This window comes from Candidatus Baltobacteraceae bacterium, assembly GCA_035502855.1.
In the GTDB taxonomy this organism is placed as follows: domain Bacteria; phylum Vulcanimicrobiota; class Vulcanimicrobiia; order Vulcanimicrobiales; family Vulcanimicrobiaceae; genus Aquilonibacter.
This window is the reverse complement of the sequence record DATJTX010000031.1, coordinates 207,025-232,430: the sequence shown is the minus strand read 5'-3', so window position 1 is coordinate 232,430 and position 25,406 is coordinate 207,025. Positions and strand designations below refer to the sequence as shown.

Here is a 25,406-nt window from a genome sequence, read left to right as displayed (position 1 = left end):
CTTAGGTCATCCCCGCCATATGCAGCCCCAGCCAAATGTTGAGGAAGACCAGCACGACGCCGGCGATCGAATACAGCAATGCCGTACGTGCTCCGCCAGCTCGCTTTCCCGTTCGCATGGCAATCCCGTATGACGCCAGGATCGCAAGGGCGATGAGCAGATGCAGCCAAACCGCAGGAGGAATCGGAAGATGGTTCGCGCCCAGCATTGCAGCCGCTACCAGCCCGACGAGGAATTGCAATCCGACGACGGCGTTGACGACGCGCCGGCCATTGGCGGTCCAACTGAACACCACGGCGCAGAGCGCCACCAGAAAGGCCAGAACCAAATGGATTTCGAGAACGATACCAACAGCACTCATAGATAGCTCTTGTACCGAGAAGGAGAATCCGTGTCCTCTTCAACCGAACGCATTGCGCTCGACGTCGCCGATGGAACGACGATGAGTGCCTATGTTGCGCGACCGCGTTCCGGCGGCGCAGCCGGAATGATGGTTTTTCAGGAGGCTTTCGGCGTGAACGCGCACATCCGCTCGATCGCCGACCGTTTCGCGGAGCTGGGCTTCGTCGCGATCGCGCCCGAGCTGTTTCACCGCACCGGGCCCGGCTTCGAAGGCAGCTACACCGATTTCGAAGGGGCGCGAGAACACATGGCGGGCCTGCGGCCGGAGGGGTTGAACGCCGACATCGATGCAACCTACGCATGGCTGCGGACACGAGGTCTGGACGCGCGGCGCATCGGCGCGATCGGGTTTTGCATGGGCGGACGCGTCGCGTACATGGCCAACGCACGCGCCGAGCTCGGTGGAGCGGTCTCGTTCTACGGCGGCGGCATCGTGCCGGATCTACTCGGCCTAGCCACCGCCCAGAGCGGGCCGATCCTGATGTTTTGGGGCGGGCTCGACGGGCACATCGGACCCGATCAATACCGCGCCGTCTCCGACGCGCTCACGGCCGCCAAGGCCAATCACGAACAAGTGATCTTTTCCCAGGCCGACCACGGCTTCTTTTGTGATGCGCGCGCCAGTTACAACGCGATCGCCGCACGGCAAGCGTGGGCGCTGGTCAAAGAGTTTTTGGCTGCGTACGGACTGCAATAGCTGCGTGTAGCGCTTCGCGAATGCGCGCGACGTGCGGCCGCTTGTAGGCAAAGACGTCGCGCGCATCTTCGTCGTGAACGAGCATCCCGGCATCGGCTTCGAATACGAAGAGCCGCCCGTCCGGGAGTACGGTCGCATCGATGCCGAAGTAGTCGAGTCCGATTGCACGCGCGATCTGCGGCATCAGCCGGTTCCAGGCCGGCACAACCCGTTCGGGCGCCTCGAGAAAGGCTCGCTCCTCCGCGCGCAGCGCGGGCGACTCGCGCATCGGACTGGTCTGATAATGCACGCTCCACTGCGGCGCGATTGCCAAATGATATGGGTAGGCGACGCCGTCCACGAAGATCGCGCGGAATTTCCGGTAGAAGCCGTCGGCGCTTCGATACTCGATGAATCGGCCGACGTGATAGCGCGCGGCGGCGAAGCGCGCGAGGTGGCGCTCCAGGTCCGCCGCATCGGTCAGGTAGGCAAGGCCGTCGCCCGCGTGCGTATCCACCGGCCGGACCAAGGCCGGGATCGCGATCGATCCGCTCTGCTCGCGCGTCACGACGCTCGCCTGCGCGGCAAGCACGCCGTCGATACCGTCCAGGGTGTGCGCGAGCGCTTCGCGCGCCGTGCCGTTCAGGAGAGCCGGGTCGTTGAAGGCGGCGGAGGCTCGAGCGGTCAGCGCCGCGACGCGCCGGATCGCCGGCGCGGCGGCCTCGGCTGCGCCGAACGCGCAGAATGCCAGCGCGAACAGCGGAAGCGTCGGCTCCGCGTCCTCCTCGACGTAGTATTTGTGTACGGCGACGCGCGAGCGGTCGAGAATCAGCTCCAGCGGCGTGTTGACGCTGTAAGGGGCATCGCGTAAGAGCAGCAGGATCGGCGTACGCGAGCCGACCGGCAACGGATCCGGGTAGACGCGGCGCAGCGTCAGCGCGCACGTGCGATGGAACCGGCTCGTCGCGAGATCGTCGAGTACGTGCGCGATCTCCGCACAGGCCCAATGCGCGGACGCATCGGAAGGGTCGAGTTCGGCGGCGCTGCGATAGGCCTCCAGCGCGTCGACGTACCGTCCTTCGCGTACGAGCACGTTCCCGAGCATGGCGTACGTGCGCGGTGCAGGCGCGGCGCGGCAGCACACGCTCAGCTCGCGTTCCGCCTCGCTGATTCCGCTGAACGGACGAAGCGCCGGCGGGGCAACCGTATGCTCGCCCAATTCAGGAAAGCGCGCGAGGATCATGGTATCATTGGCCACCATGATTCTTGCGCTATTGCTCGCGCTGGTTCATCCCGCGCCGGCGCTGGTCGCACAGGCGGCGCCCGTCGTCAAGCGCTATCATACCGAGATCCGCCCGCGGTTTCAGGCGTTCGGGTACACCGGCGAAATGCAAATAACGATTCAGAACGGTTACGTGAACGGTACCTATCGCCCGGATACGGGCGGCCGGCTCGAAACGGTGCGCGGCGGCCGTCAAGGGTCGGATATCTGGTTCGATATCGCGACCCTCGGCGGCGTGCACATCGCGGGTAAGATGAAACCCGACGGCTCGATTATCGGCTACGGTGCGCCGCTCGGCCCGAAGGCCGGGCAGTACGTGTTTACTGCCACGCCCGAAGCTTCACCGTCCCCGCCTTAGACTGGGAGCGATGGATGCGCGTCGTGCGCAGCCTTCCACGACGCATACCAGGCGAGAACTGCGGTTACTATTCCGGTCCAGCCGCCGGCAACGGTCAGCCCGGGTTGGGCGAAACCGGCACCGAGCCAGAGCAGAATGAACGTGATCGACAAAACGATGAAGACGAGCTTCACCGGCAATGCCGTGTGGCGGACTGCCTCTATCGTCATATAGACGGTAAAAACGGCCCAGGCGAAGAGCAGATAGGCGAGGTCCTGCGGCACCGAAGCCGCCTTACCGGCAAAGAACCAGACGTAGAATGCCGTTCCGAGCCAAAACGCGCCGTACGAGCTGAACGCGGTTGCGCCGAACGTATTGCCTTGGGGAAATTCCCACATGCCGGCGAGCAATTGCGCCGAGCCGCCGTAGAACAGGGCAAAACCGATCCAGACGCCGTCGGTTGCGGGGAGCAGTCCGGCGTTGGCGCACGAGAGCAAGAATGTAGTGAGGGCAAACCCAGCGAGTCCGAGCGCTGCCGGATTCGCCATCTTCGGGGGGACTTGCATTTGAGATCCTCCGCGAGACGGATGTGCTATGCAAAAGGGAATATACAAAAGTGCACGGCTCCCTGCTTGGGGTATCGAGCAACCGGGAGCAGTACGTGTCGCACCGAAGAAACATCCACGGAGGCCGGGGCCATGGCAAAGCTGCGGACGCGTGATGGATTGGCGGAATTGCAATCCGCTGTGTGGCTTTTGCACGGGACGATCGATCCGCTCAAAGCGCTCGCCGAATGCACGCCGGCAAACGGACACGACCCCTTCGCGATACGCATTCGCGCCGGTCTGCGCGGCGTTCCGATCGAAGCGCGATTCCGATTTCTTCCGGAGAGCTGCAGCGAACGCGCGCTCTCGTTCAATTGGTCGCGCGAAGAGGAAGCGCCGCTTCCGTCAATGAGCGGCACGATCTCGTTTCGCCGCTTCGGCCCGTTGCTGATTCTGCGCGTGCACGCGCATTACGCCTGCGGTCTCGATGTCGCCGAGCGGCTCTTTTTCGAAGCCGTCGGCCGAAAATTGGCCGAGCGCACGTTTTCGGGTCTCCAACGTGCGCTCGTGTATCTTCTACAGCATCGATTACAGCATCGATGAATTACGTACGGCGCGCCTCTCCCGCTCGATAGCGGTAGACGATGCGGCCTTTGGTCAAATCATACGGCGAAAGCTCGACGTCGACCCGGTCGCCGGGAAGAATTTTGATACGGTGGCGGCGCAGACGTCCCGCGATGTGCGCGAGGATCGTGTGGCCGTTATCGAGTTCGACGGAGAACGTCGTGCTCGGAAAGACTTGCTTGACGCTGCCGTAGACTTCCAGCGGCGCTTCCTTCGTAGCGATGCTGTGAGCCTTGGGCACGCGTGATTTAGGAGTGCGAGTGCGTGTAGCGATAATCGTGGTTCCTTCTGCAATTAGCGGCGGCGGCGGCGAAAGGTACGACGGCGCACTTGCGGCGGCGCCTTGAGTTTGTTTCCGGTAAAGGTGTCCATCAGGGGATGCTCCATCCGTTCGATGGATGTTCCCATACTACGCTCGATTTGTGCGAAAAGTCCCGCTTCATCGTACGACACGAAGGTGATCGCGTCGCCGGCCTTCTGCGCGCGGGCGGTTCGCCCGATGCGGTGGATGTAGTCGGTCGGTTCCGCCGGCACGTCGTAGTTGATGACGTGGCCGAGATCAGCGATGTCGATGCCCCGCGCGGCGACGTCGGTCGCGACCAGCACCCGGTAGCGCCCTTTTTTGAATGCGTCGAGGGCGCGCGTCCGTTGAGCTTGCGAGCGATCGCCGTGGATGGCTTCGGCGCCGACGTTGTGCCGGGCCAGCGCTCCGGCCAGACGATCCGCGCGAGCTTTGGTTCGCGTAAAAACGATCGCGTTGAAGATGTTGTTGTCCTTGAGCAGATCGAGAAGCAGTTCGGTCTTCTTTTCCTGATCGACGGCGTAGACGCTCTGCCTGACCGTTTCGACCGGGGTTGCGGTGGGGGTCAGGTTGACGCGAACGGGATCGCGCAGCAGATCGTGCGCGAGCGATGCGGCCGCACCGGCGATCGTGGCCGAGAAGAACAGCGTCTGGCGGCGATTCGGCAGCTTTGTGATAATCCGCTTGACCGCCGGCAAAAAGCCGATGTCGATCATGCGGTCGGCTTCGTCGAGTACCAAGATCTCGATGCGATCCAACCGCGCCTCGCCCTGCTGCATGAGGTCGATCAGGCGCCCCGGTGTGGCAACGATGACGTCGGTGCCGCGGCGGAAGGCTTGGATTTGCGGGCGCATGCCGACGCCGCCGTAGACCGGCGCGATACGAATATCGGTGTGTTTTGCCAGCGCGCGAAGATGTTCGGTGATCTGCTGCGCGAGTTCGCGCGTCGGCGCCAGAATCAGCGCGCGGGTTCCCCGTGTGCGCTCGGGCCGGCGAAGGAGTGTTTCGAGAACGGGCAAGCCGAATGCGGCGGATTTGCCGCTGCCGGTCTGGGCGCTGGCAAGAACGTCATGCCCTTCCAGCGCGGGCGGAATCGCCATGCGCTGAATCGGAGTCGGTTCACTGAATTTGAGGTCTTCGATGCCGCGAAGAAGCGCGCCACAAAGTGGCAGTTCGGTAAAGGTTGTAGAGATAGTAGACCAATCTTTCGGTGGCGCAATTCATCGACCGCTCGAAAGATCGCGCATGAGGGAGTCGCGAGGCAGTGTCTCATGGACTCCTCGCCGACGCAACCCCTTAACCGGCAGCCGACTAAAAAGGTTGCGAAACGACCCGGAGGCCTTTGGCGGATTTGCAGCATAGCAGGCGACTTTAGCCGACAAAGCTTCAGCTTTGGCGGATAAAGTCTACCACCCGACGGCTTCGCCGTCCTTGCCGAAATCGGAACCGCCGGCATAGGCCCCGTTCGAGAGCAGCATGATCGCCTGATAGCCGCCCATCGGGGCGCGATTGCTCGAACGCACGTTGTGTCCCATCGCGCGCAAGCGATCGCCGACGAGATCGTAGAGCGGCGACTCGAGATAGAGCGTGTCGGAAATCTCGTCTTGCCGAAAGCGCGCCATGTCGCCCGCCTGCTGCACGTTGGCGCCGAGATCGATGATGTCGACGGCGATCTGTTCGTGCCCCTGCGCCTGCATATCGCCGCCCATCAATCCGAGCGTCATCAGCGGCCGGCCGCCGCGTTCGATGAAGCCGGCCATCAGCGTGTTGAATGGCCGCTTGTGCGGCGCCAGCGCGTTCGGGCTGCGCGGATTGAGCGTGAAGAGGCCGCCGCGATCGTGCAGGATGAAGCCGTAGCCCGGCACCGTGATGCCCGACCCGAACTCGTCGTAATTACTATTGACCCACGAGACCATGTTGCCCCAGCGATCGGCGGTGGAAAGCACGATCGTATCGCCCGCGCCGCTCGGTTCTCCCGGCGCCGCGATCGTAGCGGCGTGATTCGGATCGATCTTCGGACAGAGTGAGGCCGCATATTGCGTTGAAAGCAGGCGTGCGAGCGGCACGCTGACGTAGTCGGGATCGCCGTTGTACCGGTAGAGATCGGCGTACGCCAGCTTCTTTGCTTCGACCAGCAGATGCCAGTACTCGGGACTGCGCGGACCGAGCGAGGCGAGCGTTTGACCCGGTACGACCTTCGGAACGCACTGCGCGAGGATGTTGAGCGCTTCATTGGCCGCAAAGCTCTGCGTCGGCGGCGGCAATTCCAAGATATGGTAGCCGTGATAGACCGTGTCGATCGGCTTCACCCATTCGCCGCGATAGTTGGCGAGATCGGCCATCGTCATCGTACCGCCGAGCCTGCGCGAGGTGGCGACGATCGCGCGCGCGATCTCGCCGCGATAAAACACGTCGCGTCCGTATTTCTGCAAGAGCCGGAACGAGTGCGCGAGCGCCGGATTGCGGTAGATCTGCCCGGTTTTCGGCGGCACGCCGTCGATGTACCAGGTCCGCACCGAATTGGGATCGAGTCGCGTGCAGCAGCCGCGCAACGGCAGCGCGTTGGGCAGTTTCCAGATGTGCGCGATACGTTCCGAAACGGGATAGCCGTTCTGGGCGTAGTCGATCGCCGGCTGAAGCACCTGCGCAAACTTCATTCTGCCGAAACGGCGCAGCACTTCGTCCCAGCCCCACACCGAGCCGGGCACGGTGACGTCGAGGATGCCGCCCGACGGCATGCCGGAACCGGGCCCCCAGTTTTTGGGATCGTAATGATAGCCGAGCGCGTTCATGCGCGCGATCGTGGCGCCGGAAGGCGCTTCACCGCTCGCGTTGAGCACGTAATAGCGATGATCTTTCGCGATGTAAATGATGGCGAAGACGTCGGCTCCCATGCCGACCATCATCGGCTCGACGACGTTGAGCGTCGCCGCAGTAGCAACGGCGGCATCGACCGCGTTGCCGCCTTCCATCAGAATGCGCAAACCGGCTTCCGCGGCCAGCGGCTGGCTCGTCGCGACCATCCCGTTGCGAGCGAGGACCGGCGAGCGGGTCTGCTCGAGCCAGCCTTCGGCCCGAACGCCGCGCACGGCATTGTCGGCCGGAACGGCGGCTCCGAGGCAGACGATCAGGCAGAGCGCAAGCGCACGTTTCATGATTTCCTCGCCTGGGCGACGTAGCGAAATTGTCCGGACGACCACGCGCTCACGCTGCCGTCGTTCATCACGAACGATTCGAAGCCGTCGACCTCGGGATTGAATCCGGCGTTGAGGGCTTTGGTCGCTGGCCAATTCACGGCCGCTTCCTGGCGCGCTACCGCACGCGCCTTGCTGTTCGAAAATTGCGGGCTTTTCACGGCTGCATTGAGCGCAGCGGTCAGGCGTTTTGCGTCGTCCATGACGGCCGGGTTCGACGTTCGCGGCTAGTCGCCGCTGTCTCCGCCATCGACGGAGGATTCGTTGCGATGCACCGCCTTGACATCGCTTATTGATATGTTATTATCAATAATACAACATCCCCCAAACAAGGATTACGCATGTCAACAAGACTCTTCGTGGGCAACCTCCCCTTTTCAATGACCGAGGATGGCCTTAAAGCACTTTTCGAAATCGCAGGCCCTGTTACTTTCGTTCGAATTGTTATCGACCGCGAGACGGGCAGACCGAAGGGTTTTGGCTTCGTTGAATTCGAGCGACCGGAAACGGCCACCATCGCCATCGCCGAGTTCTCCGGGCGCACGATCGCGGGACGCGCGCTGGTTGTAAGTGAGGCGCGACCGCGCGAAGCGGCTGGCGCGGCCCGACGCTAGCGTGAAGCCCTCCACGACATTTACCATCAGTCGCATCGACGGAGCGATCCCCGAGTTTGCGCTGCACGAACAGTGTTGTTATCACTACGGACGCATCGATTCGGTGCGCGCGTGCCTACAAGAGCACCTTATGGCGCTACGAAAGCGAGCCCATGCGCTTAGCGCGATCCTCGCAACCGACGATCCCGAAAGGGCCGAGCGCTTGCTCATCGATCCGGTAAGCGTTCTCGTAACCGAGGTTGCTCTTCAACCCCGAAGCGAGCACATTGCATTCGACCAAATCATGACCAGCGCGTTTCGTCAGGACATTACTTGCGATCAGGACTAGACCGACAAGGTGCCCGTCGGCCGATCGGGTGCCGTCGCCGATACGGCGCGATCCCATTAGTTGACATCGGCAACTATATGGTTGATAATGTCAACTATCATGCCTCTGCCGGTCGAGCGCGTCCGCCGGTTCAATCGGTTTTACACGCGATACGTCGGGGCGCTGCAGAAAGACTTTCTCGAAAGCCCGTTCTCGCTGGCGGAAGCAAGCGTACTCTACGAGCTCGCCCAAAGCGATAACCTCACCGCGACCGAGCTCGGTAAGATGCTGCGGCTCGACAACGGTTATCTGAGCCGCATATTGCGCGATTTCGTGCATCGCGGCTTGGCTCGTCGCAAGCGGTCGGCGAGCGACGCACGTCAGAGCCACCTCTTTCTGACCGCGAAAGGACGCGAAGCCTTCGCGTCGCTCGATCGCCGGCAGCACGAAAAGGTCGCGGCCGCACTCGACGACATCACCGACGATCAGCAAGCTCGTCTCGGCGAGGCCATGCGCACGATCGAGACCATCTTGGGCGGCCAAAGCACGGGTGACGAATCGTACGTGCTCCGCACGACCTTACGGCCGGGCGATATCGGATGGGTCACGGAGCGTCAAGGCGTGCTCTATGCGCGCGAGTACGGCTGGAACGAGGAAGCGGAGGCGCTCTTCGCGCGCATTCTCGCCGGCTTCGTGGAGAACTTCGATGCGAAACGCGAGCGCTGTTGGATCGCCGAGCGCGGCGGCATCAACGTCGGCTGCATCTTTCTCGTCAAGAAGAGCGCGACGATCGCGCAACTGCGTCTGCTGCACGTCGAGGCACACGCACGCGGTCACGGGATCGGCCGGCGGCTCGTGCAGGAATGCGTCGAGTTCGCCCGCCGAGCGGGCTACAAGAAGATGATCTTGTGGACGAACGACGTGCTGCACGCCGCGCGCCATCTCTACGAAGAGGCGGGCTTCCGCCTCGTCAAGGAAGAGCGCCATCGCAGCTTCGGCAAAGATCTCGTCGGGCAGTATTGGGAGCGGGCGCTTCAGGGTCCCGTGTAGAGAAAATAGCCTTCCACCGTCCGGTTGCGGTCCATCTTGACCGTGCACGTGGTGCGCGTCTGCGAATCGCACCCCGCCCCCCAATGGTCGAACTGCATGTTCGAACTGTTGAGCTGCTCGACGGTCACCGTCGTGCCGGCGGCAAAGCGCTCTTTGCATCCACCGGTAAAGGGCCGGCAGTCGCTGATGATTTTTCCCGGCGGCGAAACGCGGTACACGCCCGGGTTTTTCATTCGCCATTCCCGCTTGTTTGCCGACGCTGAGCACCTTGAGTTCCATCTCGCCTTTGGTCGCTTGCGCGTCGGCCCATTCGGCGCTCACGGTTTTGTCGCCATCCATGACGAGCCGGCACGAACCCACCGACTGGCCGGCGCAGGAGCTCTCCCATTTCACCAATTTCGAAACGTCGGGGCCGCCGCCGCCGCGGTTCTGCCATTGCGCAATCGTCACCGTCTCGCCCTGCGGGAAACTATACGACTGCCCGTAGGCGGAGAGCACGCGATTGCCCGGGTTCGCGACCAGAATACCCGCGTATTTCGAGTTGGGGAAGTAGGTGACTTTGAACGATCGCCGTTCGATCGAAACGGATTTGTTGCCGTCCATGCGAACGCGGCAGGACTTTCCGGTTGCGCCCGCGCACGCGCCGCCCCACGTGTACGTCCAATCGACGCTCATCGTGATCGTCACTTCCGTGCCCGCCGCAAAATCATGCGCGCACGTACTAACGGCGCAGAGTCCTTCGATGCCCGACGGCTGCGAGCTGATGTATCCCGCGTCTACACCTTTGGCGACCTGCTGCGATACCGTCAATCGGTAGCTCTCGGCCTGCGCGTCGGCTTGCGGTCCCATAAACGGTACGATAACCGCCATCAAGGCGAATGGAACAACCCAGCGTCTCATATTTGTGTGCCGTTCTCGTTTGGACGAGGGACTCCCCCGCTGAGCGAACAGCGTTTGACCACAGCGTCAGCGAAAGTCACTCGCGATCGCCGCGTTCCCCTCGACGTTTGGATGTAAGATGTCGGACAAGATGTATCTCCGCTCGTACATCCGTCGGTCGTCGCTGATATCGACGACGTGCAAGCCCGTCCTCGTCAGCGTGACGTTCCACGCATCGACGTCCTTCGCAAACTGCGGTGATTCCGGTCCGGTCATGCGTTGCCAGTGGCGTCGTCGGAGACGGTAAGCCGTAGCCGTACGTGGGCGAATCACCGAGCGCGATAATGAGCGGCAGCACCGGGAACCCTCCTCGAAAGCGATCCCACCATCATATCAATCTCTCAGAATCGCGGATTAGGCTCAGGATCATCATGCTATTTTTCGCAGGGCCGGCGCACGTCGGCCAAAGCATCACCTATCGGGTCACGACGACGGTCAGCGCACAGGCTACCCCCTCCGCCTCAACGCTGCTGCTCAACTGGGCCGCGCCGACGCGACTCTATGCGCGGCTTTTGAGCAACGGAACCGCCACAGCGGTGATGGTGACGCGCGGCGACGACGGCACGCTCTCGCTCGCAACCGCGCCCAACGACCCGACCGCGGCATTGGTTGCAACGCTTTTGGGGCAACTGAATTTCGCCGGCCGGCTCGCCGCCTCACTCGACGGCAGCGATCACGGACAAATGAGCCTGAGCGTACCGGCACCGGCGACCACCGCCTCGCCCGCGCCGCAGAAGTCGTCGCCGCCGATCGACGTTCCGGTCGATATCAACGTCGTCACCAACGCGGGCTCGGCGACCTTGATCGCCGACGGCAATTCGAATCAGCACTCGTCCGAAAACTCAGGCGGTTACCGGCGAGGCCGCGGCGGGATGGGTGGCATGGGCAGCGGCGGCTGGCGATCGCATCAATCGGATCGCGGACGCGACTCGAGCGGAAAACGCGCGTCGGTCGAGATCGCGGTCGAGGCACTCTTCGATCCGTCGGGAATTCTCCAACACGAAACCTACCGCGAAACGATCACGCCGGCGGCTAAAGGCGCGCAAACGACGGAGAGCACGATCACTATCGACCGAATGTGAGGATTCCGAATGAGCGGCGAGCATGTTCAGCACCGGTGCGGCGGCTTTTTCGGTTGCGGTGACGAGCAAGGCCTGGGCGTGTTGCGCCAAGACCTTGCCGAGCAATCGTACACGGCACGTGCGGCGGATCGTCTCACGCACATGGACGAGATCGATCAAGGTGCGCTCGATGACCGCCTGACCGCGCGCCGGCGCTCGCAACGCGAGCTTTGGAAATCGAGCGCGTTCATGCGAATTCTGGCGGCGATCGGACCGTGGTTTGCGAAACGGGCCGATGCGTCGAGCACGGGCGGCGACGGTTCGCGACGCATGCCGCAAAACGAGGGCCGCGTCCACGTGGTCGAGTGCACGTCGGAGACGACCCAGCTCGGCGTGTACGATACGACGCTGCCGCCAATCTTCGCGATCGACTCCGACGACGTGATCAGCTGCCGCGACACGTGGTCGCATTTCCTCAACGCAATGCAGCCGGGCGTGCCGATCGAAAAGCTCGTGGAGATTCGCGTCAGCCATCCCGGACATGGCCCGCACTCGATCATCGGGCCGATCTGGGTGAATGACGCGCAACCCGGCGACGTGCTCGAGATTCGGTATCAGCGCCTCGAACCGTACCCGTGGGCCGCGGTCTTCAACAATCCCGGCGCGCTCGAGACGGGACTGCTCCCGACCGACTTCCCGCACGGCCAGATCAAGTACGTCGATCTCGATTTGAGCGCGATGCAGGCGGAGTTTCTGCCGCGAGTGCACGTGCCGCTCAAGCCGTTCCAAGGGACGCTCGGCGTCGCGCCGCCGGATGGCTTTTACCCGCCGTTGCGACCCGGCGTCACGAGCTCGGTTCCACCCGGGCCGCACGCCGGAAACGTCGATTTGAGTGAGATGTCCGAAGGCTCGATCATGTACATCCCGGTGTGGAAGCCGGGCGCGCTGCTCTTTACCGGCGATTCGCACGCGGTTCAAGGAGACGGCGAAATCAACTTATCGGCGCTCGAGACGCGCATGAAGGAGATGCGCATTCAGGTCGTGCTGCACAAGAACAAGAACTTCGCCTGGCCGATCGCCGAAACGGAAACGCACTGGATCGTGCTGGGTTTGGACAAGGATCTGAACCTGGCGATGACCGCGGCCGCACGCAACGCGATCACGTTCCTCTCGACGCGCGCGAACATGACCGAGTTGGACGCCTATGCGCTGCTCAGCATCGCCGGAAACTTCCGCGTCACGCAAGTGGTCGACATCGTCCGCGGTGTCCACGCGATGATTCCGAAGAGCCTATTCGCGGCGGACTTCCGGCCGCAGATCACGGTCGTGTAGGCGGGCTCAAAAGCTCGATGAAGTGCCGCGCAAGATCGTGGACGCCGGCGTGCCAGCATAGATACTACCGCCATGAGCGCTATTGGCTGCTCGGCTTGTTCAGACTCCGAGCTTCGGGCATAGGGAGTCGAGCGATGTCTGCACGACGTTGTCAACGGGCAGGTCGGCACGATGGTTGAAGTTGATGATGTACACATGTCCTTCCCAGACCGCAAGCTGGAAGACTTGCGAAACCGTGACGACCGGGGACAATCCAATGCGAAGGTCAACGGTCCATCCCGGCTGCGTCCCGCTGCAGGTGGCGTGACTATGCGAACTCGCGAGGACGCGTCCGTCCTGCGTTTCCTCCGTAATCAACTCGTGTACTTGGTCGGCTAGCGTTGAGTTCAGCGGGATTGGCCGCACCCACGCCTCCATACTATCGCCTGCGTGGGGAGTTCCGTCATGAAAATGCGGCGACACCCAGCCGTAGTCAACGGGAGCATCCGGTGGAGGAGGGCCCAAGCTGCGCCATCCCACTGGCGGCTTCATGTATGGCGGATTCGCGGGCCTGCCGGTCGTCGATGGCGACACAGCTGTCGCAGCAGCGAGAATGAGCGCAACAATCGACGCGGGCATCACTCGGCCCATGTTCCTCCGCCAAACAACACCTCCTTTGCCGGCGCAGCTGACGAATTGACTGCCCGAAAAGCACAACGGACGAATTAGTCCAAAAGTCCCTAATTCGTCTATCTAGTATAAAATTGTAAAATTGGGGGCGGGATCACAAGAATTGGCCGTAAACCAGGAATTCTCTCCCGCGCCGAGTTCACGCTAATTTGAGAAACCCATGGACGGTGGTTGACCTGGAACACGAACATTTTCGTCGTTCAAGCCGTTAAACGATTGCTAACGACGCGGGTTCGAGAGGTACATTCCATAGCGGGATGCCGGCGTTCGACGCCTGCCACGCGACAATATCAGAAGGACACATCAATTGTCCGGCCAGCTCCTCGATGTCATCAGAGGTAAACCCTCGAGAAGGCGCTTGGGCCTTCAGATAGTCCTGTGGCGCAAGCATTTCGCGAGCAAACGCTCGGGCGGCCATTTGCTCCCGCGTATACCCTCTCGTTGTTGCTCGCGTGTCCTCGCCGTTGCTAATCCACGCCATGTAGCCAGCGGTACATACGCTCATATGTCTTTCACGCGCCGTTCGGGCAATCGCTCCTATTCGAGCGTCATCACCATTTCGTTGAACCAAGCCGCGTATGCTAGCAGGTCCGCTTTGCCACAAAGCGCTTCTCGTTGGTGAGAGCGCACCCCCAAACAATTCTGCGACCGAATCGTGTGGACGCTTGTGCTCTACCCCGTATCGCTGCCGCAATTGCCTCGCGGCATCCATTCCTGTTTCATATGGCGGCTTGTCAAGGCTATCGTCCGGGGGACAGCCAAAACCCGATATGTCGATCGTTGGCGCATTCTTTAGCCGAGGCTGTTCTTTATCGACCCATGCGACAGTCTCTGATAAATCCTCAATGTTTGCGGAATCGGAGATATCATCAAGCAATGTTGGCGAAAGTGCGTTAGTGAATTCCGTTAGATCGGGAACGTCTGGATCGTACGGATCTAGCCCAAGCCGGCCCGCAAAACGACAGTAAGCGAGTTCATCCGGGTCCTGCAACGACTCAGAAACGCGGTTCCACGCTGCTCTTAGCTCTGAATATGCGTCAGACTCGCCCTTAAGACGCGCGAGCGCCTCCTCGACGATCTGCATAAGTTGCTCCTCTGTGGAAGCGCGTTCAGCTACCTGAACTGGGGATTCCGGCGTGATGAATTCGATCGCATAGGAATCCGAAGGCTCTGGTCTCCAAGCGACAAGTAGCGAGGACGCGCCCCCAGAGCAAACCGAAACGGCGGGAAACGCGTAACCGTTCGTCACTGAATCAAATCGGTGTCGCGCCTTGAATGCATCTGGATCAAGTGGGCGATACGGCTCGTAAAGCCATTGCCACCAGTGCTCGGCCAATGCTTGTGCTATAGGCTGGAGGGGTACGTTGACGAAATCGCGCGGGCTTCCGCTGCGCTTACTCACGTTCCGCGCAATCTCTATTCCGTCAAAGACGACACGTAGAGACACCATCGTGGCTCGCGCTGATGGGTCTTCTATTTGTGTCTTGAGCCAACCATCATGGATGAACTGCAGTATCCTCATGGTATTGCGATCGGCAACTTTCTAGATTGCATGCGGGTCAAGGGATAACCATGGTACTCACCAGTTACGGGACTAGCCTTCGCTTCGTAGACTAGTTCGCGATCGTCCGGATCGCGAGCCCAAACCTTGTAGGGAAAATTTTCCCCGTTCTCGATGAACTGGCGTCCCCGTATCGCATCCCTAAGTAGGTTTTGAACGCCTTCAGGCTGATGTGCCCATTTGCGAGGGCACAGTGTGCAATCCGGCTCGTGGCCTGACTCTTCGGCATCCTCGATCCTCATGGCACTTCGCCGCGGACTCGGCCGAAGCCCAAGTTTCGGAATGTCCGTATGGTACGGGCTGCCGACATATGTTGCCCGCTCGGCCAGCGCATTGCGCAGATCTTGCAGCATAGTTTCCGAGGCTGGATTTCGCTGTTTGGGAAAAGGGCGAGGCCTATGGAAGGGCATCAAGCATGATTGGCCGAGCAATCAGTGCTCCCTTTAGCACTTGCGCCAAGGGGCTACGGACCTTGGCGTCGTTGCCGGCAGCGCCCTCTGAAGGATTTCTTGCACGAGAACGCCGACGCTTCGATCCGGAGTATATGCAATCTTAGAGTCGTTGTAATGCAAGTCTAATTCGCGCAGCTTTCCAAGATCAAACCGTTCATCATGCCCGGAGCTGACATCCAGTATTGCATAGGACAGCCGGAGCGAAGTCGTAGAGGTACGCGGGCAAGTCGGTACGAGGGCAAGTCGGAACGAGCGGCTCGATTAGCGTGGTGCCGGAGCGCGAACGCAAACGTGTCCGTTCCAAGTCAGGCATCATTGCTTAACACAAGAATTCCATAAAAAATCGAATTCCTGTGTTGCAGCATAAAATTGGTGGAGCTGTCGGGGTACTGCCCCCCGAGTCCGAAAAGCCTGCCCGGCGCGTTCTCCAAGCTCAGCTTCGACTTTGACTTACTCGCACGGACGTCTCGAAGCGGGACTTACCGTACGCAGCAGATCCTTGATCTCGTACGCGAATCGAATCACGTTCGCGTACCAGCCCGAATTGATGGCCGGAGTGCGGGGCGGTTCGGGCCGACTCTCCGCGTCCGGTGACTAGCCTAGATTAGGCAGCCAGTGCGTATTCGTTGTTGGCAGATATTGCCGTTGCGATCGTTTTAGGAGAGCTCGCAACTCCGCTTGCTAACGCCGACCACGGATCTTCCCGTCGAGCCTAGTTCAGCCCCCCGGTTGCCGCCGTAGCGGACTACTTACTATAACACGGCCCGCAACCCGGTGGTGCCGCCGACCCTTCGAGGCTCGCTGCGCTCGCACCTCAGGATGACGAGCGGGTGAGCGGGGTGGTCACGAAGATCGAGATCAGCATCATGACGATCGAACCGACCAGCGTCGACTCCCAGGCCGGCCAGGGGGCGCCGGTCGCCTTGAAACCGGGCGAGAGCCAGACGGCCAGCGCGAAGAGCGCCCAATTGATCACGATCGAGAAAAGCCCGATCGTCAGGATCGTCAACGGCAGCGAGATCAATTTGAGAATCGGTCCGATGATCGCATTGACCAAGCCGAAGATCACGGCCGCGATCAGCGCGTCGACCCACGAGTTCATGTGAAAGCCAGGCACGTAGACCGCGATCAGCCAGAGCGCCGCCGCGGTGATCAGAAAGCGAAGCAGCCAGTGCATCAGGAACTCCCTTCCAAAGCGTTCTTGATTTGTGCGGCCAGGGTTGCATTCATACCCTTCACCGCCGCGATCTCATCCACGCTCGCGCGTTTGATCGCCGCCACGGAGCCGAACTCCGCGAGAAGCCGTTTGCGGCGCACAGGCCCGACGCCTGCGAGGGTATCGAGCGAGGAGCGTGTCATCGCTTTGCCCCGGCGCTGCCGATGGTAGGTGACCGCGAAGCGGTGTGCTTCGTCGCGAATGCGCATGATCAAATGCAAGCCGGGCGAGTTGGGGGCGAGCACGATCGGGTCCGGATTCCCGGGAACGTAGAGCCACTCGTGTTCTTTCGCCAGTCCAGCCACCGCTAAACCGGTCATATCGAGTTCTTCCATCACCTCGACCACCGCGCCGAGCTGTCCCTTGCCGCCGTCGATCAGGAGCAGATCCGGCTTTTTGTTGAACTTCTCTTTCTTCGCGAGCTGCTTTTCGGTCTTGTCGACGGTCTCGTCGGTTTCGTGACGCAGATAGCGCAAACGCCGGCGCAGCGTCTCCTGCATCATCGCGAAATCGTTCGGACCGCGGTCGTATTGAATCTTGAACTTGCGGTAATCGCTCTTCTTGGCGCGGCCTTCGACGAAGACGACCATCGAGGCGACCGGATTGGTCCCTTGGATGTTCGAGATGTCGTAGCACTCGATGCGATGCGGCGGTTCGGGAAGTTCGAGCGCGTCGGCCAGTTCGGTGAGCGCGCGCGCCTGCGCGCTCTCCTGCACCTCCTGATGCACGAGGAACGCGCGCAGATTCTGCTCGGCGTTCTTGCGCACCAGGCGCAGATACTCGGCCCGCTCGCCGCGCTGCGGCTGCAGGATACGCACGCGCTGGCCCTTGAGCTGCGAGAGCCAGGATTCGATCACGCCGTGATCGTCGCCGGGCAGACTCTGCACCAGCACCTCCTTCGGAACCGCGGCGGCGCCGGTTTCGCGCGTACGCGAGCGCGCCTTTTCGGGAACGGGCACCTGCACGTCCCTCGCGACGCGCGAGGGCAGCGCCGAAACGCCCGCCGGCTCGGCGGCGCTCGCGGTGCGCGCGGTGTAGAATTGCACGAGAAACTCGCCCATCAGCTCGGCGTCGGGCTGCTCGTGCACGCCGTCGAGGATGAAGTATTCCTGCGCGATCAACTTGCCGCCGCGCACCATGAAGACTTGCATGCACGCTTGGCCTTGCGCGCGCGCCGAGGCGATCAAATCCATGTCCAGGCGCGACTTCCACACCACCATCTGGTCTTCGGTGACTTGGCGAACGTGCACGATGCGATCGCGCAATCGCGCGGCCGCTTCGAAGTTCAAATGGTCGGCCGCTTCGGTCATCTCGCGCTGCAAGCGCCGCAAGAGCGAATCCTGTTTGCCTTCGAGAAACAGCACGACCTCGTCGATCATCGCGTCGTAGTCTTCTTCGCTCTGATAACCGACGCACGGCGCGAGGCAGCGTTTGATATGATACTGCAGGCACGGGCGCTTGCGCCGTCCGTCGATGGGCTCGCGGCAGGTGCGTAGCGGAAAGACCAAGCGCACCAGATCGATCAGTTCGCGCAGCGCTTTGGCGTTGGTGTACGGACCGAAGTAACGCGCGCCGTCGTCTTTGACGATGCGAGTGAAAACCACGCGCGGAAAGTGTTCGTTCGTTACCTTCAAGTAGGGATAGCGCTTGTCGTCGCGCAAGCGCACGTTGAACGGCGGCTGGTAGCGCTTGATCAGGTTCGCTTCGAGGATCAACGCTTCGATCTCGTTGGTGACGACGATCGTGCGTACGTCGACCACGCGTTCCACCATCGCCTGGGTGCGCGGATGATGCGCCGCCGAATCCTGAAAATAGGAGCGCACGCGGCTGCGCAGCGAGACGGCCTTGCCGATATAGAGAATCTCACCGCCGCGTCCGACCATCTGGTAAACGCCGGGAGCGTCGGGAATTTGCGAGAGCGTCTGCTCGAGAGGCGCCGCGTTCATACCTTTAATGTACGAAGGGCAGCACCGTATGAAGGTTGCGCCCGAGCGCCATGCCCACCCATACCAGCACGCCGCAAAAAACCGCGGATCCGAGCGCGTACCAGAGATAGAACTGGGCCAGGTTCATCTCGGCCAACCCGGCCGGAATCGAGACGATCCCGCGAATCACCGGGATGAAGCGGCAGATGAAGATCGCAAAACTGCCGTAGCGCTCGAAGAAGCCGTGCACCCGGTCCAGATTGGCATGGCTCAGATGCACGTAGCATCCATACCGGTCGATCAGCGGCCGCCCGCCGAATCGTCCGACCAGATACCCGATCGTGCCGCCGGAGACTTCGCCCAGCACCGCCACGACCACCGTGAGCCAGATGAATGGAAGATGCCCGGTAGCAGTGAGCGCGCCGGCCAACGGCATGATGATCTCAGCACCCACCGGCGCCCCGACGTTCCCGAGCAACAGCACGACGTACAGGCCGCCGTAGCCGTAATGGTCGATCAGCGATACCGCGACCTGATGGAGGTGTTCCACGCTGTGCCGGTACTACGTTCCGGTCGCCGAGTTTCGGTGCGCGCTGCGGCGCAGGATCTCCGCGGCCAGGCTCCCGCCCTCGGCGCGCACCGCCCGCAGCAGGTGCGCCGGTTCCACCGGCGCCTCGCCCGCGTAGCTTTCCGCCAGAGCGATGATCTTGCGAACGCGCGGCGTCACCAAGATGCCCTCCCACAGGCGGTCCTCGCCCGCGCCCAAATGGCGGCGCACGTCGGCGTGCAGTTCGCTCACGTCGATCCCGTCGGCATCCAAATCGTGGAGAATTTGCGGATCGCGTTCTTCGAGCAGAGCCACCATCAGGTGCTCGGCACCGACGTAGTAATGATTGTGGTTACGGCATTCTTGCTCGGCAACGCGCAACACGCGCAGCGACGCCGGACCAAATCTCTCGAACAACGATCAGACCTTAGGAAGAATCTCGGGGCGACTGGATTCGAACCAGCGACCTCTTCGTCCCGAACGAAGCGCTCTACCAAGCTGAGCCACGCCCCGACAAAACCCCCGTCTATTCTGATCATCGGCAGCCCCTCCTGCTTTAGCAAGCGGGTCCCCGCCAAGGGGAACGGGCCCCCTTTTGGGAACGGTCTTGTTCGTCCATGCGATACCTCATCGTGGGGTGCGGACGCGTCGGCTCCGCACTCGCGAAATTACTCGACGCAGACGGTCACGAGGTGATCGTCGTCGACGAGAATCCTACCGCCTTCAAGCGCCTCGGAGCCAACTTCCGCGGGCACGTCGTCGTCGGAACCGGTATCGACTACGATGTGCTCAAACGCGCCGGTGCCGCCTCCGCCGACGGCTTCGTGGCCGTGACCGACGGCGACAACCGCAACATCATGGCGGGCCTGATCGCGCAGCGCATGTTCAAGATCGGTCGCGTCGTATGCCGCATCTACGATCCGCCGCGCGGCCAGATGTATCGCGAACTGGGCATCCAGACCGTCGTGCCCACCACGGTCGGTGCCAAACTGATCCGCGATACGTTGATGGAAGCGCCGTGGGATCCGGTTCATTCCTTCGACTTCGGCAAGGTGACCTCGCTCTCGGCGATGGTTCCGCCGAGCGAGGCGGGCAAGCGCGTCGGCGAAATCGAGCGGCCCGGCCGCATCCGCATCGCGGCGATCCGGCGCGCGAACGTCGGCGTGATGGTTGCTACCAACGATCTCGTGCTCGAGGAAGGCGATCAGATCAACGCGATCGTCGCGCCCGAAGCGATCAGCGAATTCGCGCAGCTCTTCGCGGGCTGCACGCCCGAGGCGGTCAACGCCTAGTGTTTATTCTGATAGTAGGCGGCGGCAAGGTCGGCTCGTACCTGACGCGGGCGCTGCTCAACCAGCACCACGAGGTCGTCGTAGTCGAGAAGATCGAGCGCAAAGCCAAGACCCTCGATACGCTGGTCGACCGCCAGGTAACGGTGGTCGGCGACGGCTGTGACCCGACGGTGCTCGAAGCGGCCGGGGTCGCGCGCGCCGACGTGGTGGTTGCCGATACCGGGGACGATGAAGACAATCTGGTCGTCGTGCTGCTCACCAAGAAGAAATCGAAGGCGCGCTGCATCGCGCGCGTCAACAATCCCAGCAACAAGCAGATCTTCGATTCGCTCGACGGTGCCGATCCGGTCACCGTCATCTCCTCGACCGAGATCATTCTCGACGTGCTCAACGAGCACGTCAACGCGGCGAGCTACTCCGCGGCGCTCGAGACGATGCACCTGTTCGGGCGCGGCAATCTGAGCCTGGTGCGTATCAGCGTTCCCGAGGGATCGGTCGCCGCCGATCACTCGCTCGCCGATCTCTCCCTTCCGCGCAACAGCGTGATCGTGGCGATCGAACGCGAGAGCGACGACTCGATCGTCATCCCGACCGGCGAAACGCAACTACACGCCGGCGACCGCATCGTCGCGGTCTGCAAGAACGGCGCAGCCGAAAAACTCCAAGCCGTTTTCACCCGTCACCTCTCCGCTAAATAAATCCCTTTCGCAACGCAACGACGGCGGCTTGCGTTCGGTCGGCGGCGGAAAGCTTCTCCAAGATGTCGCGGATGTGTCCCTTGACCGTGCCGAGGCCGATGTTCAGCAACGCGGCAATTTCGGTATTCGCCTTTCCGTCGGCGATCGAGCGTAAAACCTCGACTTCGCGCGGCGTCAGCGGCGAACCGGCGGCCGGCGTGGGGGCCGTCCGCGATGAGAAGCGCGAGAGCACCACGTGCGCGATGCGCGGGTCGAAATACGCGCCGCCCTCACCGGCAATGCGCACCGCGTCGATCAGGACGGAAACCGGCGAGGATTTCAAACAGTAGGCGTCCGCCCCCGCGGCGAGCGCGGCCAGCACTTCTCCTTCCACGTCGATCATCGTCATGATCACGACGTGCGTGCCCGGTGCGTCGGCGCGGATCCGTTTGGTCAATTCGATTCCGTCGATGCCCGGCAGCCCCAGATCGACGATCGCAACGTCCGGCCGTTCTGCGACGACGAGCTCGTAGCCCTCGACGCCGTCGCCGGCCTCACCCACCACGTCGAACGCGGTCAGCAGCGCGGTCTTCATTCCCTCGCGCGTCAGCGCGTGATCTTCGACGATGACGATACGCGTTCGTTCGCTCACGCTCGCGCACCGTCGAGCGGGAGTTCGATCGAAAACCGGCTGCCGCGCGGCTCGCGCGGTTCGTAGGTCGCATGGCCTTGGTACTTTTCCGCGATGCGGCGCACGATATAGAGTCCCAAGCCCGTTCCTCCGCCGGCGCGCACCCCGCCGAAGCGCTGGAACAACGCTGCGCGCCGTTCGGGGGCTACGCCGTAACCATCGTCGACGACGCTTACGGTCAGGCGCCCGTCATTGACAAACGTTTCGACGCCGACGCTCCCGTTTGCCGGCGTTGCCTCGATCGCGTTGGCGACCAGGTTCGTGAGCGCGCGGCGTATCTCGTCCTCGTCCGCTTCGATCACGAGCTCCGCGTCGACGGGCGCGACGGTGAGCCGCACGCCTTTGGCGGCGGCCACCGGCTGCAATTCGCCGGCCACGCGTTCGAGCAACGGCGCAATTTCTTCGCGTCGAAACCGGCGCGAATCTTCACCCGCCTCATAACGCGCGACCAGCAGCAGCGTGTCGACCAAACGGCGCAGGTTCGCGGTCGATTCGCGCGTCGTTTGCAGAATGTGCCGATACCGCTCCGGCAATTCGCCGTATGCGCCTTCGAGCGCTTGATTCATCGTTACATCCGCGGCGACGAGCGGCGTACGCAGGTCGTGCGCGAGCGCATAGACGATGTCGCGAATCACCTCGCTGCGGTTCTGCAGCTCGGTGCGCCCTCGGCGTATCTCCTCGTTCTGTTCGGCCAAGCGAATAAAGAGACGAGCTTGTTGCAGCGCAATTGCGAGATTGTCCACGAAATCTCGAACGGCGTCTTGTTCCTCGGGCGTCGGCGTGCGTGCGCCCCAGCCGATGATCAGCGCAACCGTGCCGGTGTCCAGCTCGATCGCTGCCGCCGAAACCGCTTCGCCGAGCATGCTTGCGAGCGGGTCGTTCGCCCCGACCGTCAAGACGCCGCCGCGTGCGCGAGCGCTCTCGACGACCGATGTGATCTCGGGCGCAAGCGGTTCGCGTTTGAGCGTTACCTCGCCCTCGGAGGCGTACTCGTACGAATCGGGCACGTCCAGCGAGGTGGCGCGGATCAGGAGCAGCACGCGCGGCGCTGCGGTGATGCGCTGCGCCTCGCGCACCGCATTGCGCATGACGATCTCCATGTTCAGGCTCGCGCGAACCTGTTCCATCGCGCGGCGCAACGCGCGCTCGCGTTGAATTTGCCGTTCCCGCTCGGCGCCTTCGCCGGCGCGCCGCGCGTTTAGCTGGGCCCGCAACGTCAACGCCCCGACCAGCAAAAAGCTCGCCGCGGCGAGCACGCGATCGGCGACTGCGATCGTCTCCCAATGTCCGCCATCAGCGAGCCCATTGACGTAACCTGCCACGACGTTCGCAATTTCCGCCAGCACGACCAACCGAACGGTCAACGAAGGCCGCAGCGCAAGCGCCGACAGCGCGATCGGCCCGTTGAGCAGTATCGCTGCGACAAAAAGCTGCGGTGTTACCAGATCGACGGCCCACGCAATTGCCAAAAGCGCGTAGCAGAGAGTGGCCATTCACTCATGCGTTTCGCGGAGCGGGGACGCCGTTCATTTTGCCGAACCGGCTCGCTCCATGGATCGAACGGCGGACGAACGAGAAGCTGCACGGCGCCGGTCGGCAGAGCAGCTGCTACGCGAGTTCGGTGAGAAGGCACGGCTCGTCGTCTACGTCGCGGCGGCGCCCGGCGCGGGCAAGACGCGCCGTCTGCTGACGGACGCACGGCGACTGCAAAGCGCCGGGAAACGCGTGGCGATCGGCTGGATCGAAACCAAGGAACGGCCCGATCTCGAGCGACTGGCGGAGGGATTGCCGCGGATCGCGCCGCGCGACGTCGTGATCGGCTCGAACCATTACCCGGAGTTCGATTTGGATGCCGCGCTCAGCGCCCACCCCGACGTCATCATCATGGACGAACTCGCGCACGATAACCTCGGCGAATCCCGCAACGGCAAACGCTGGCAAGACGCCCTCGAGTTGCAGAAGGCGGGCATCACCGTGCTCGGCGCGTTCAACATCGCGCATCTCGAAACGGTTTCGACCACCGCAGAGCGTCTGATCGGCTATCCGATTCGCGAGATCGTGCCACTCTCGTTTCTCAAAGGCGCCGACGAAGTGATCGCACTCGACGCTTCGCCGGAGATCCTGCGCGAACGGCTGCAGAGCGGGAAGATCGTTCGCGACGGCGACATCGGACGGGCAGAGGCCGGCCTCTACAAAGAATCGACGCTCGCGATGCTGCGGGAGCTGCTGCTTCGAACGATCGACGAACTGACGATCCCCACCGTCTCGGCCGCGATCGCGTCCGCCGCGATTACGATCGTCCCCGACGGCGTCGATTGCGCCGTGTTCGTGCAGCGCTGCGCTCCGATCGCGGCCGCACTCGATCTGACGCTCGAAATCCTCCCGGCGCCCGGCTGCGATCAGACCGAGTTGACGCGTGTTGCGACGACGCACAACGCGGAACTGCTACCACCCCAGGAACCGGAGAGCATCGACTTCAACGCATTACGCGCGTCGCTCTTGATTCTGCCGCGCGGCAAGCTCGCCATGCGTCTGGTCAACGCGCCGGTCGAACGCGATATCGCGATCCTCGACGTCGAGCAATCCTACATCGAGCAGACAACGCTAACCACGCCGCTCTCGGGCACGCTCGGCGACCGGATGCGGGTGGGATACGGCAAGCTCACCGTCTATCTGGGCGCGGCAGCGGGCGCCGGTAAGACGTACGCAATGCTCGACCGCGGTCATCAACTGCGCGCCGAGGGGGTCGACGTCGTCATCGGGTTCGTCGAAACGCACAAACGCGCCGAAACCGAAGCGATGATCGGCGATCTGCCGATCGTCGCGCGCAAGACCATCGTGGCCGACGGCATCACCTATACCGAGATGGATCGAGAGGCCATACTCGCGCGGAAACCGCGCGTCGTTCTCGTCGACGAGCTCGCCCATACCAACGCGCCGGGATCGCTGGCGCCGAAGCGATTTCTCGACGTGCTCGCCTTCATGCGTGCCGGCATCGACGTAATCACGACGCTGAACATCCAGCACCTCGAAGCGCTCAGCGACGCGGTGTACCGGCTCACCGGAACGATCGTGCGCGAGACGTTGCCGGACGGCATCCTTCCGCTCGCCGACGAAGTGATCTTAATCGACGTCTCACCGGAGACGCTCCGCGAACGGTTGCGCGCGGGGAAGATCTACCCGCCCGAACGAATCGAGCCGGCGCTCGCGAACTTCTTCCGGACCGAAAACTTGGCCGCACTGCGCGAACTCGCGATTCGGGAGGTGCTGCGCGCCGAGATGCGCGAACGCATTGCCGCACCCTTCAATCGGATCTTACTCTCGATCGTCGGCCGGCGTGAGGATCTCTTGCTCGTTCGCAAGGCATCGCGGATGGCCGTGCGCCTCGAGGTCGACTTCGCGGTCGCGCACGTCGCGGAACGCCGCGAGCACGTCAATGAGGCGGTTCTGACCGAATTCGAGCGCGCCACCCGCGTACTCAACGTCGATTGGATCGACGAGCGCGGCGTCGACGACGCCGCAACCCGATTGCTTGCGATCGCGCGTTCCCGTCCGCAGACCGACATCGCGGTCGGCGGTACGCATCGGACGCCGCGCTGGCCGGCACGCAATTCGTTTGCACGCCGGCTGCTGGACGCAGGGGCGCGCGAGCTTCTCGTGCTGGCACGCCCGAAGCCGCCCGCCGAAAACGCCCCGCAGTCCGAAGCGTAGG

At 62.5% G+C, this 25,406-nt stretch carries 29 protein-coding genes, 1 tRNA gene and 1 other RNA gene; 12 read left to right on the top strand and 19 right to left on the bottom strand.

What is annotated here, in order from left to right:
• Position 1: 1 nt before the first annotated feature.
• Entirely contained in the window at positions 2–361 is a 360-nt protein-coding gene (locus VMF11_13680) for a hypothetical protein (protein ID HTU71355.1), read from the bottom strand.
• Between the two features lie 30 nt (positions 362–391).
• Between VMF11_13680 and VMF11_13675 the strand changes: the two genes are divergently transcribed.
• A complete protein-coding gene (locus tag VMF11_13675) occupies positions 392–1,099 on the top strand; it encodes a dienelactone hydrolase family protein (protein ID HTU71354.1) in 708 nt (235 codons plus the stop codon).
• Here VMF11_13675 and VMF11_13670 read toward each other — a convergent pair.
• Complete coding sequence (locus VMF11_13670; protein ID HTU71353.1) at positions 1,065–2,321, bottom strand: tetratricopeptide repeat protein; 1,257 nt, start codon at positions 2,319–2,321, stop codon at positions 1,065–1,067. The genes VMF11_13675 and VMF11_13670 overlap by 35 nt on opposite strands.
• Before the next feature lie 16 nt (positions 2,322–2,337).
• On the opposite strand from VMF11_13670, the gene VMF11_13665 reads away from it, so the two are divergent.
• Positions 2,338–2,718, top strand: a complete 381-nt coding sequence (locus VMF11_13665) for a hypothetical protein (protein ID HTU71352.1) — start codon at positions 2,338–2,340, stop codon at positions 2,716–2,718.
• Here the strand turns inward: VMF11_13665 and VMF11_13660 are convergent.
• Positions 2,715–3,263 (bottom strand): acetate uptake transporter, encoded by a 549-nt coding sequence (locus VMF11_13660; GenBank protein HTU71351.1) that lies wholly within the window; start codon positions 3,261–3,263, stop codon positions 2,715–2,717. The genes VMF11_13665 and VMF11_13660 overlap by 4 nt on opposite strands.
• Positions 3,264–3,395: 132 nt before the next feature.
• Between VMF11_13660 and VMF11_13655 the strand changes: the two genes are divergently transcribed.
• Positions 3,396–3,845: a hypothetical protein gene (locus tag VMF11_13655; GenBank protein HTU71350.1), complete on the top strand. Its 450-nt coding sequence runs from the start codon at positions 3,396–3,398 to the stop codon at positions 3,843–3,845.
• Between the two features lies 1 nt (position 3,846).
• Here VMF11_13655 and infA read toward each other — a convergent pair whose 3' ends face one another.
• The 4 genes from infA to VMF11_13635 all read right to left on the bottom strand — a co-directional run bounded on the left by infA (position 3,847) and on the right by VMF11_13635 (position 7,564).
• The gene (gene infA, locus VMF11_13650) at positions 3,847–4,089 is read right to left on the bottom strand and encodes a translation initiation factor IF-1 (protein ID HTU71349.1); all 243 of its coding nucleotides are present in this window, start codon (positions 4,087–4,089) and stop codon (positions 3,847–3,849) included.
• Positions 4,090–4,160: 71 nt separating this feature from the next.
• Complete coding sequence (locus tag VMF11_13645) at positions 4,161–5,276, bottom strand: DEAD/DEAH box helicase (protein ID HTU71348.1); 1,116 nt, start codon at positions 5,274–5,276, stop codon at positions 4,161–4,163.
• Between the two features lie 297 nt (positions 5,277–5,573).
• On the bottom strand, positions 5,574–7,322 hold the full coding sequence (locus VMF11_13640; protein HTU71347.1) for a gamma-glutamyltransferase family protein: 1,749 nt from the start codon (positions 7,320–7,322) through the stop codon (positions 5,574–5,576).
• Positions 7,319–7,564, bottom strand: a complete 246-nt coding sequence (locus VMF11_13635; GenBank protein HTU71346.1) for a hypothetical protein — start codon at positions 7,562–7,564, stop codon at positions 7,319–7,321. The genes VMF11_13640 and VMF11_13635 overlap by 4 nt, the downstream gene beginning before the upstream one ends.
• Positions 7,565–7,702: 138 nt before the next feature.
• On the opposite strand from VMF11_13635, the gene VMF11_13630 reads away from it, so the two are divergent.
• The 3 genes from VMF11_13630 (at position 7,703) to VMF11_13620 (ending at position 9,332) form a co-directional block, all read left to right on the top strand.
• A complete protein-coding gene (locus tag VMF11_13630) occupies positions 7,703–7,975 on the top strand; it encodes a hypothetical protein (GenBank protein ID HTU71345.1) in 273 nt (90 codons plus the stop codon).
• Between the two features lies 1 nt (position 7,976).
• Positions 7,977–8,303 (top strand): hypothetical protein, encoded by a 327-nt coding sequence (locus VMF11_13625; GenBank protein ID HTU71344.1) that lies wholly within the window; start codon positions 7,977–7,979, stop codon positions 8,301–8,303.
• Between the two features lie 99 nt (positions 8,304–8,402).
• Positions 8,403–9,332 (top strand): bifunctional helix-turn-helix transcriptional regulator/GNAT family N-acetyltransferase, encoded by a 930-nt coding sequence (locus VMF11_13620; protein HTU71343.1) that lies wholly within the window; start codon positions 8,403–8,405, stop codon positions 9,330–9,332.
• On the opposite strand, the gene VMF11_13615 is transcribed toward VMF11_13620, so the two are convergent.
• Positions 9,317–9,565 (bottom strand): hypothetical protein, encoded by a 249-nt coding sequence (locus VMF11_13615; protein HTU71342.1) that lies wholly within the window; start codon positions 9,563–9,565, stop codon positions 9,317–9,319. The two genes, VMF11_13620 and VMF11_13615, sit on opposite strands and share 16 nt — an antisense overlap.
• Before the next feature lie 368 nt (positions 9,566–9,933).
• On the opposite strand from VMF11_13615, the gene VMF11_13610 reads away from it, so the two are divergent.
• Positions 9,934–10,149 carry a hypothetical protein gene (locus VMF11_13610; GenBank protein ID HTU71341.1) on the top strand — a complete coding sequence of 72 codons (216 nt, stop codon included), beginning with the start codon at positions 9,934–9,936 and terminating at the stop codon, positions 10,147–10,149.
• A gap of 149 nt (positions 10,150–10,298) precedes the next feature.
• On the opposite strand, the gene VMF11_13605 is transcribed toward VMF11_13610, so the two are convergent.
• The gene (locus VMF11_13605; protein ID HTU71340.1) at positions 10,299–10,487 is read right to left on the bottom strand and encodes a hypothetical protein; all 189 of its coding nucleotides are present in this window, start codon (positions 10,485–10,487) and stop codon (positions 10,299–10,301) included.
• A gap of 155 nt (positions 10,488–10,642) precedes the next feature.
• Here VMF11_13605 and VMF11_13600 point away from each other — a divergent pair, with 155 nt between their 5' ends.
• Positions 10,643–11,353, top strand: coding sequence for a hypothetical protein (locus VMF11_13600; GenBank protein ID HTU71339.1), 711 nt, complete (start codon positions 10,643–10,645; stop codon positions 11,351–11,353).
• A gap of 9 nt (positions 11,354–11,362) precedes the next feature.
• Positions 11,363–12,664, top strand: coding sequence for an acetamidase/formamidase family protein (locus VMF11_13595; protein ID HTU71338.1), 1,302 nt, complete (start codon positions 11,363–11,365; stop codon positions 12,662–12,664).
• Positions 12,665–12,763: 99 nt separating this feature from the next.
• On the opposite strand, the gene VMF11_13590 is transcribed toward VMF11_13595, so the two are convergent.
• The 8 genes from VMF11_13590 to VMF11_13555 form a co-directional block, all read right to left on the bottom strand.
• Entirely contained in the window at positions 12,764–13,021 is a 258-nt protein-coding gene (locus VMF11_13590) for a hypothetical protein (GenBank protein ID HTU71337.1), read from the bottom strand.
• A gap of 520 nt (positions 13,022–13,541) precedes the next feature.
• Complete coding sequence (locus VMF11_13585) at positions 13,542–14,855, bottom strand: hypothetical protein (GenBank protein HTU71336.1); 1,314 nt, start codon at positions 14,853–14,855, stop codon at positions 13,542–13,544.
• A gap of 861 nt (positions 14,856–15,716) precedes the next feature.
• Positions 15,717–16,071, bottom strand: a transfer-messenger RNA (tmRNA) gene (ssrA, locus tag VMF11_13580).
• Between the two features lie 89 nt (positions 16,072–16,160).
• Entirely contained in the window at positions 16,161–16,523 is a 363-nt protein-coding gene (locus tag VMF11_13575; protein ID HTU71335.1) for a phage holin family protein, read from the bottom strand.
• Positions 16,523–18,508: an excinuclease ABC subunit UvrC gene (uvrC, locus tag VMF11_13570; protein ID HTU71334.1), complete on the bottom strand. Its 1,986-nt coding sequence runs from the start codon at positions 18,506–18,508 to the stop codon at positions 16,523–16,525. The genes VMF11_13575 and uvrC overlap by 1 nt, the downstream gene beginning before the upstream one ends.
• Positions 18,509–18,512: 4 nt before the next feature.
• The gene (locus VMF11_13565) at positions 18,513–19,037 is read right to left on the bottom strand and encodes a DedA family protein (GenBank protein HTU71333.1); all 525 of its coding nucleotides are present in this window, start codon (positions 19,035–19,037) and stop codon (positions 18,513–18,515) included.
• A 12-nt stretch (positions 19,038–19,049) separates the two neighbouring features.
• Entirely contained in the window at positions 19,050–19,451 is a 402-nt protein-coding gene (locus VMF11_13560) for a Clp protease N-terminal domain-containing protein (GenBank protein HTU71332.1), read from the bottom strand.
• A gap of 22 nt (positions 19,452–19,473) precedes the next feature.
• Positions 19,474–19,547, bottom strand: a tRNA-Pro gene (locus VMF11_13555).
• Positions 19,548–19,651: 104 nt separating this feature from the next.
• Here VMF11_13555 and VMF11_13550 point away from each other — a divergent pair.
• Positions 19,652–20,326, top strand: coding sequence for a TrkA family potassium uptake protein (locus VMF11_13550; protein HTU71331.1), 675 nt, complete (start codon positions 19,652–19,654; stop codon positions 20,324–20,326).
• A complete protein-coding gene (locus VMF11_13545; GenBank protein ID HTU71330.1) occupies positions 20,326–21,024 on the top strand; it encodes a TrkA family potassium uptake protein in 699 nt (232 codons plus the stop codon). The genes VMF11_13550 and VMF11_13545 overlap by 1 nt, the downstream gene beginning before the upstream one ends.
• Here the strand turns inward: VMF11_13545 and VMF11_13540 are convergent.
• Both VMF11_13540 and VMF11_13535 read right to left on the bottom strand, forming a co-directional pair.
• On the bottom strand, positions 21,017–21,655 hold the full coding sequence (locus tag VMF11_13540) for a response regulator transcription factor (protein ID HTU71329.1): 639 nt from the start codon (positions 21,653–21,655) through the stop codon (positions 21,017–21,019). The two genes, VMF11_13545 and VMF11_13540, sit on opposite strands and share 8 nt — an antisense overlap.
• Positions 21,652–23,187, bottom strand: a complete 1,536-nt coding sequence (locus tag VMF11_13535) for a HAMP domain-containing sensor histidine kinase (protein HTU71328.1) — start codon at positions 23,185–23,187, stop codon at positions 21,652–21,654. The genes VMF11_13540 and VMF11_13535 overlap by 4 nt, the downstream gene beginning before the upstream one ends.
• Positions 23,188–23,245: 58 nt before the next feature.
• On the opposite strand from VMF11_13535, the gene VMF11_13530 reads away from it, so the two are divergent.
• Positions 23,246–25,405 carry a hypothetical protein gene (locus tag VMF11_13530; protein HTU71327.1) on the top strand — a complete coding sequence of 720 codons (2,160 nt, stop codon included), beginning with the start codon at positions 23,246–23,248 and terminating at the stop codon, positions 25,403–25,405.
• The last annotated feature ends 1 nt before the right edge of the window (position 25,406 follow it).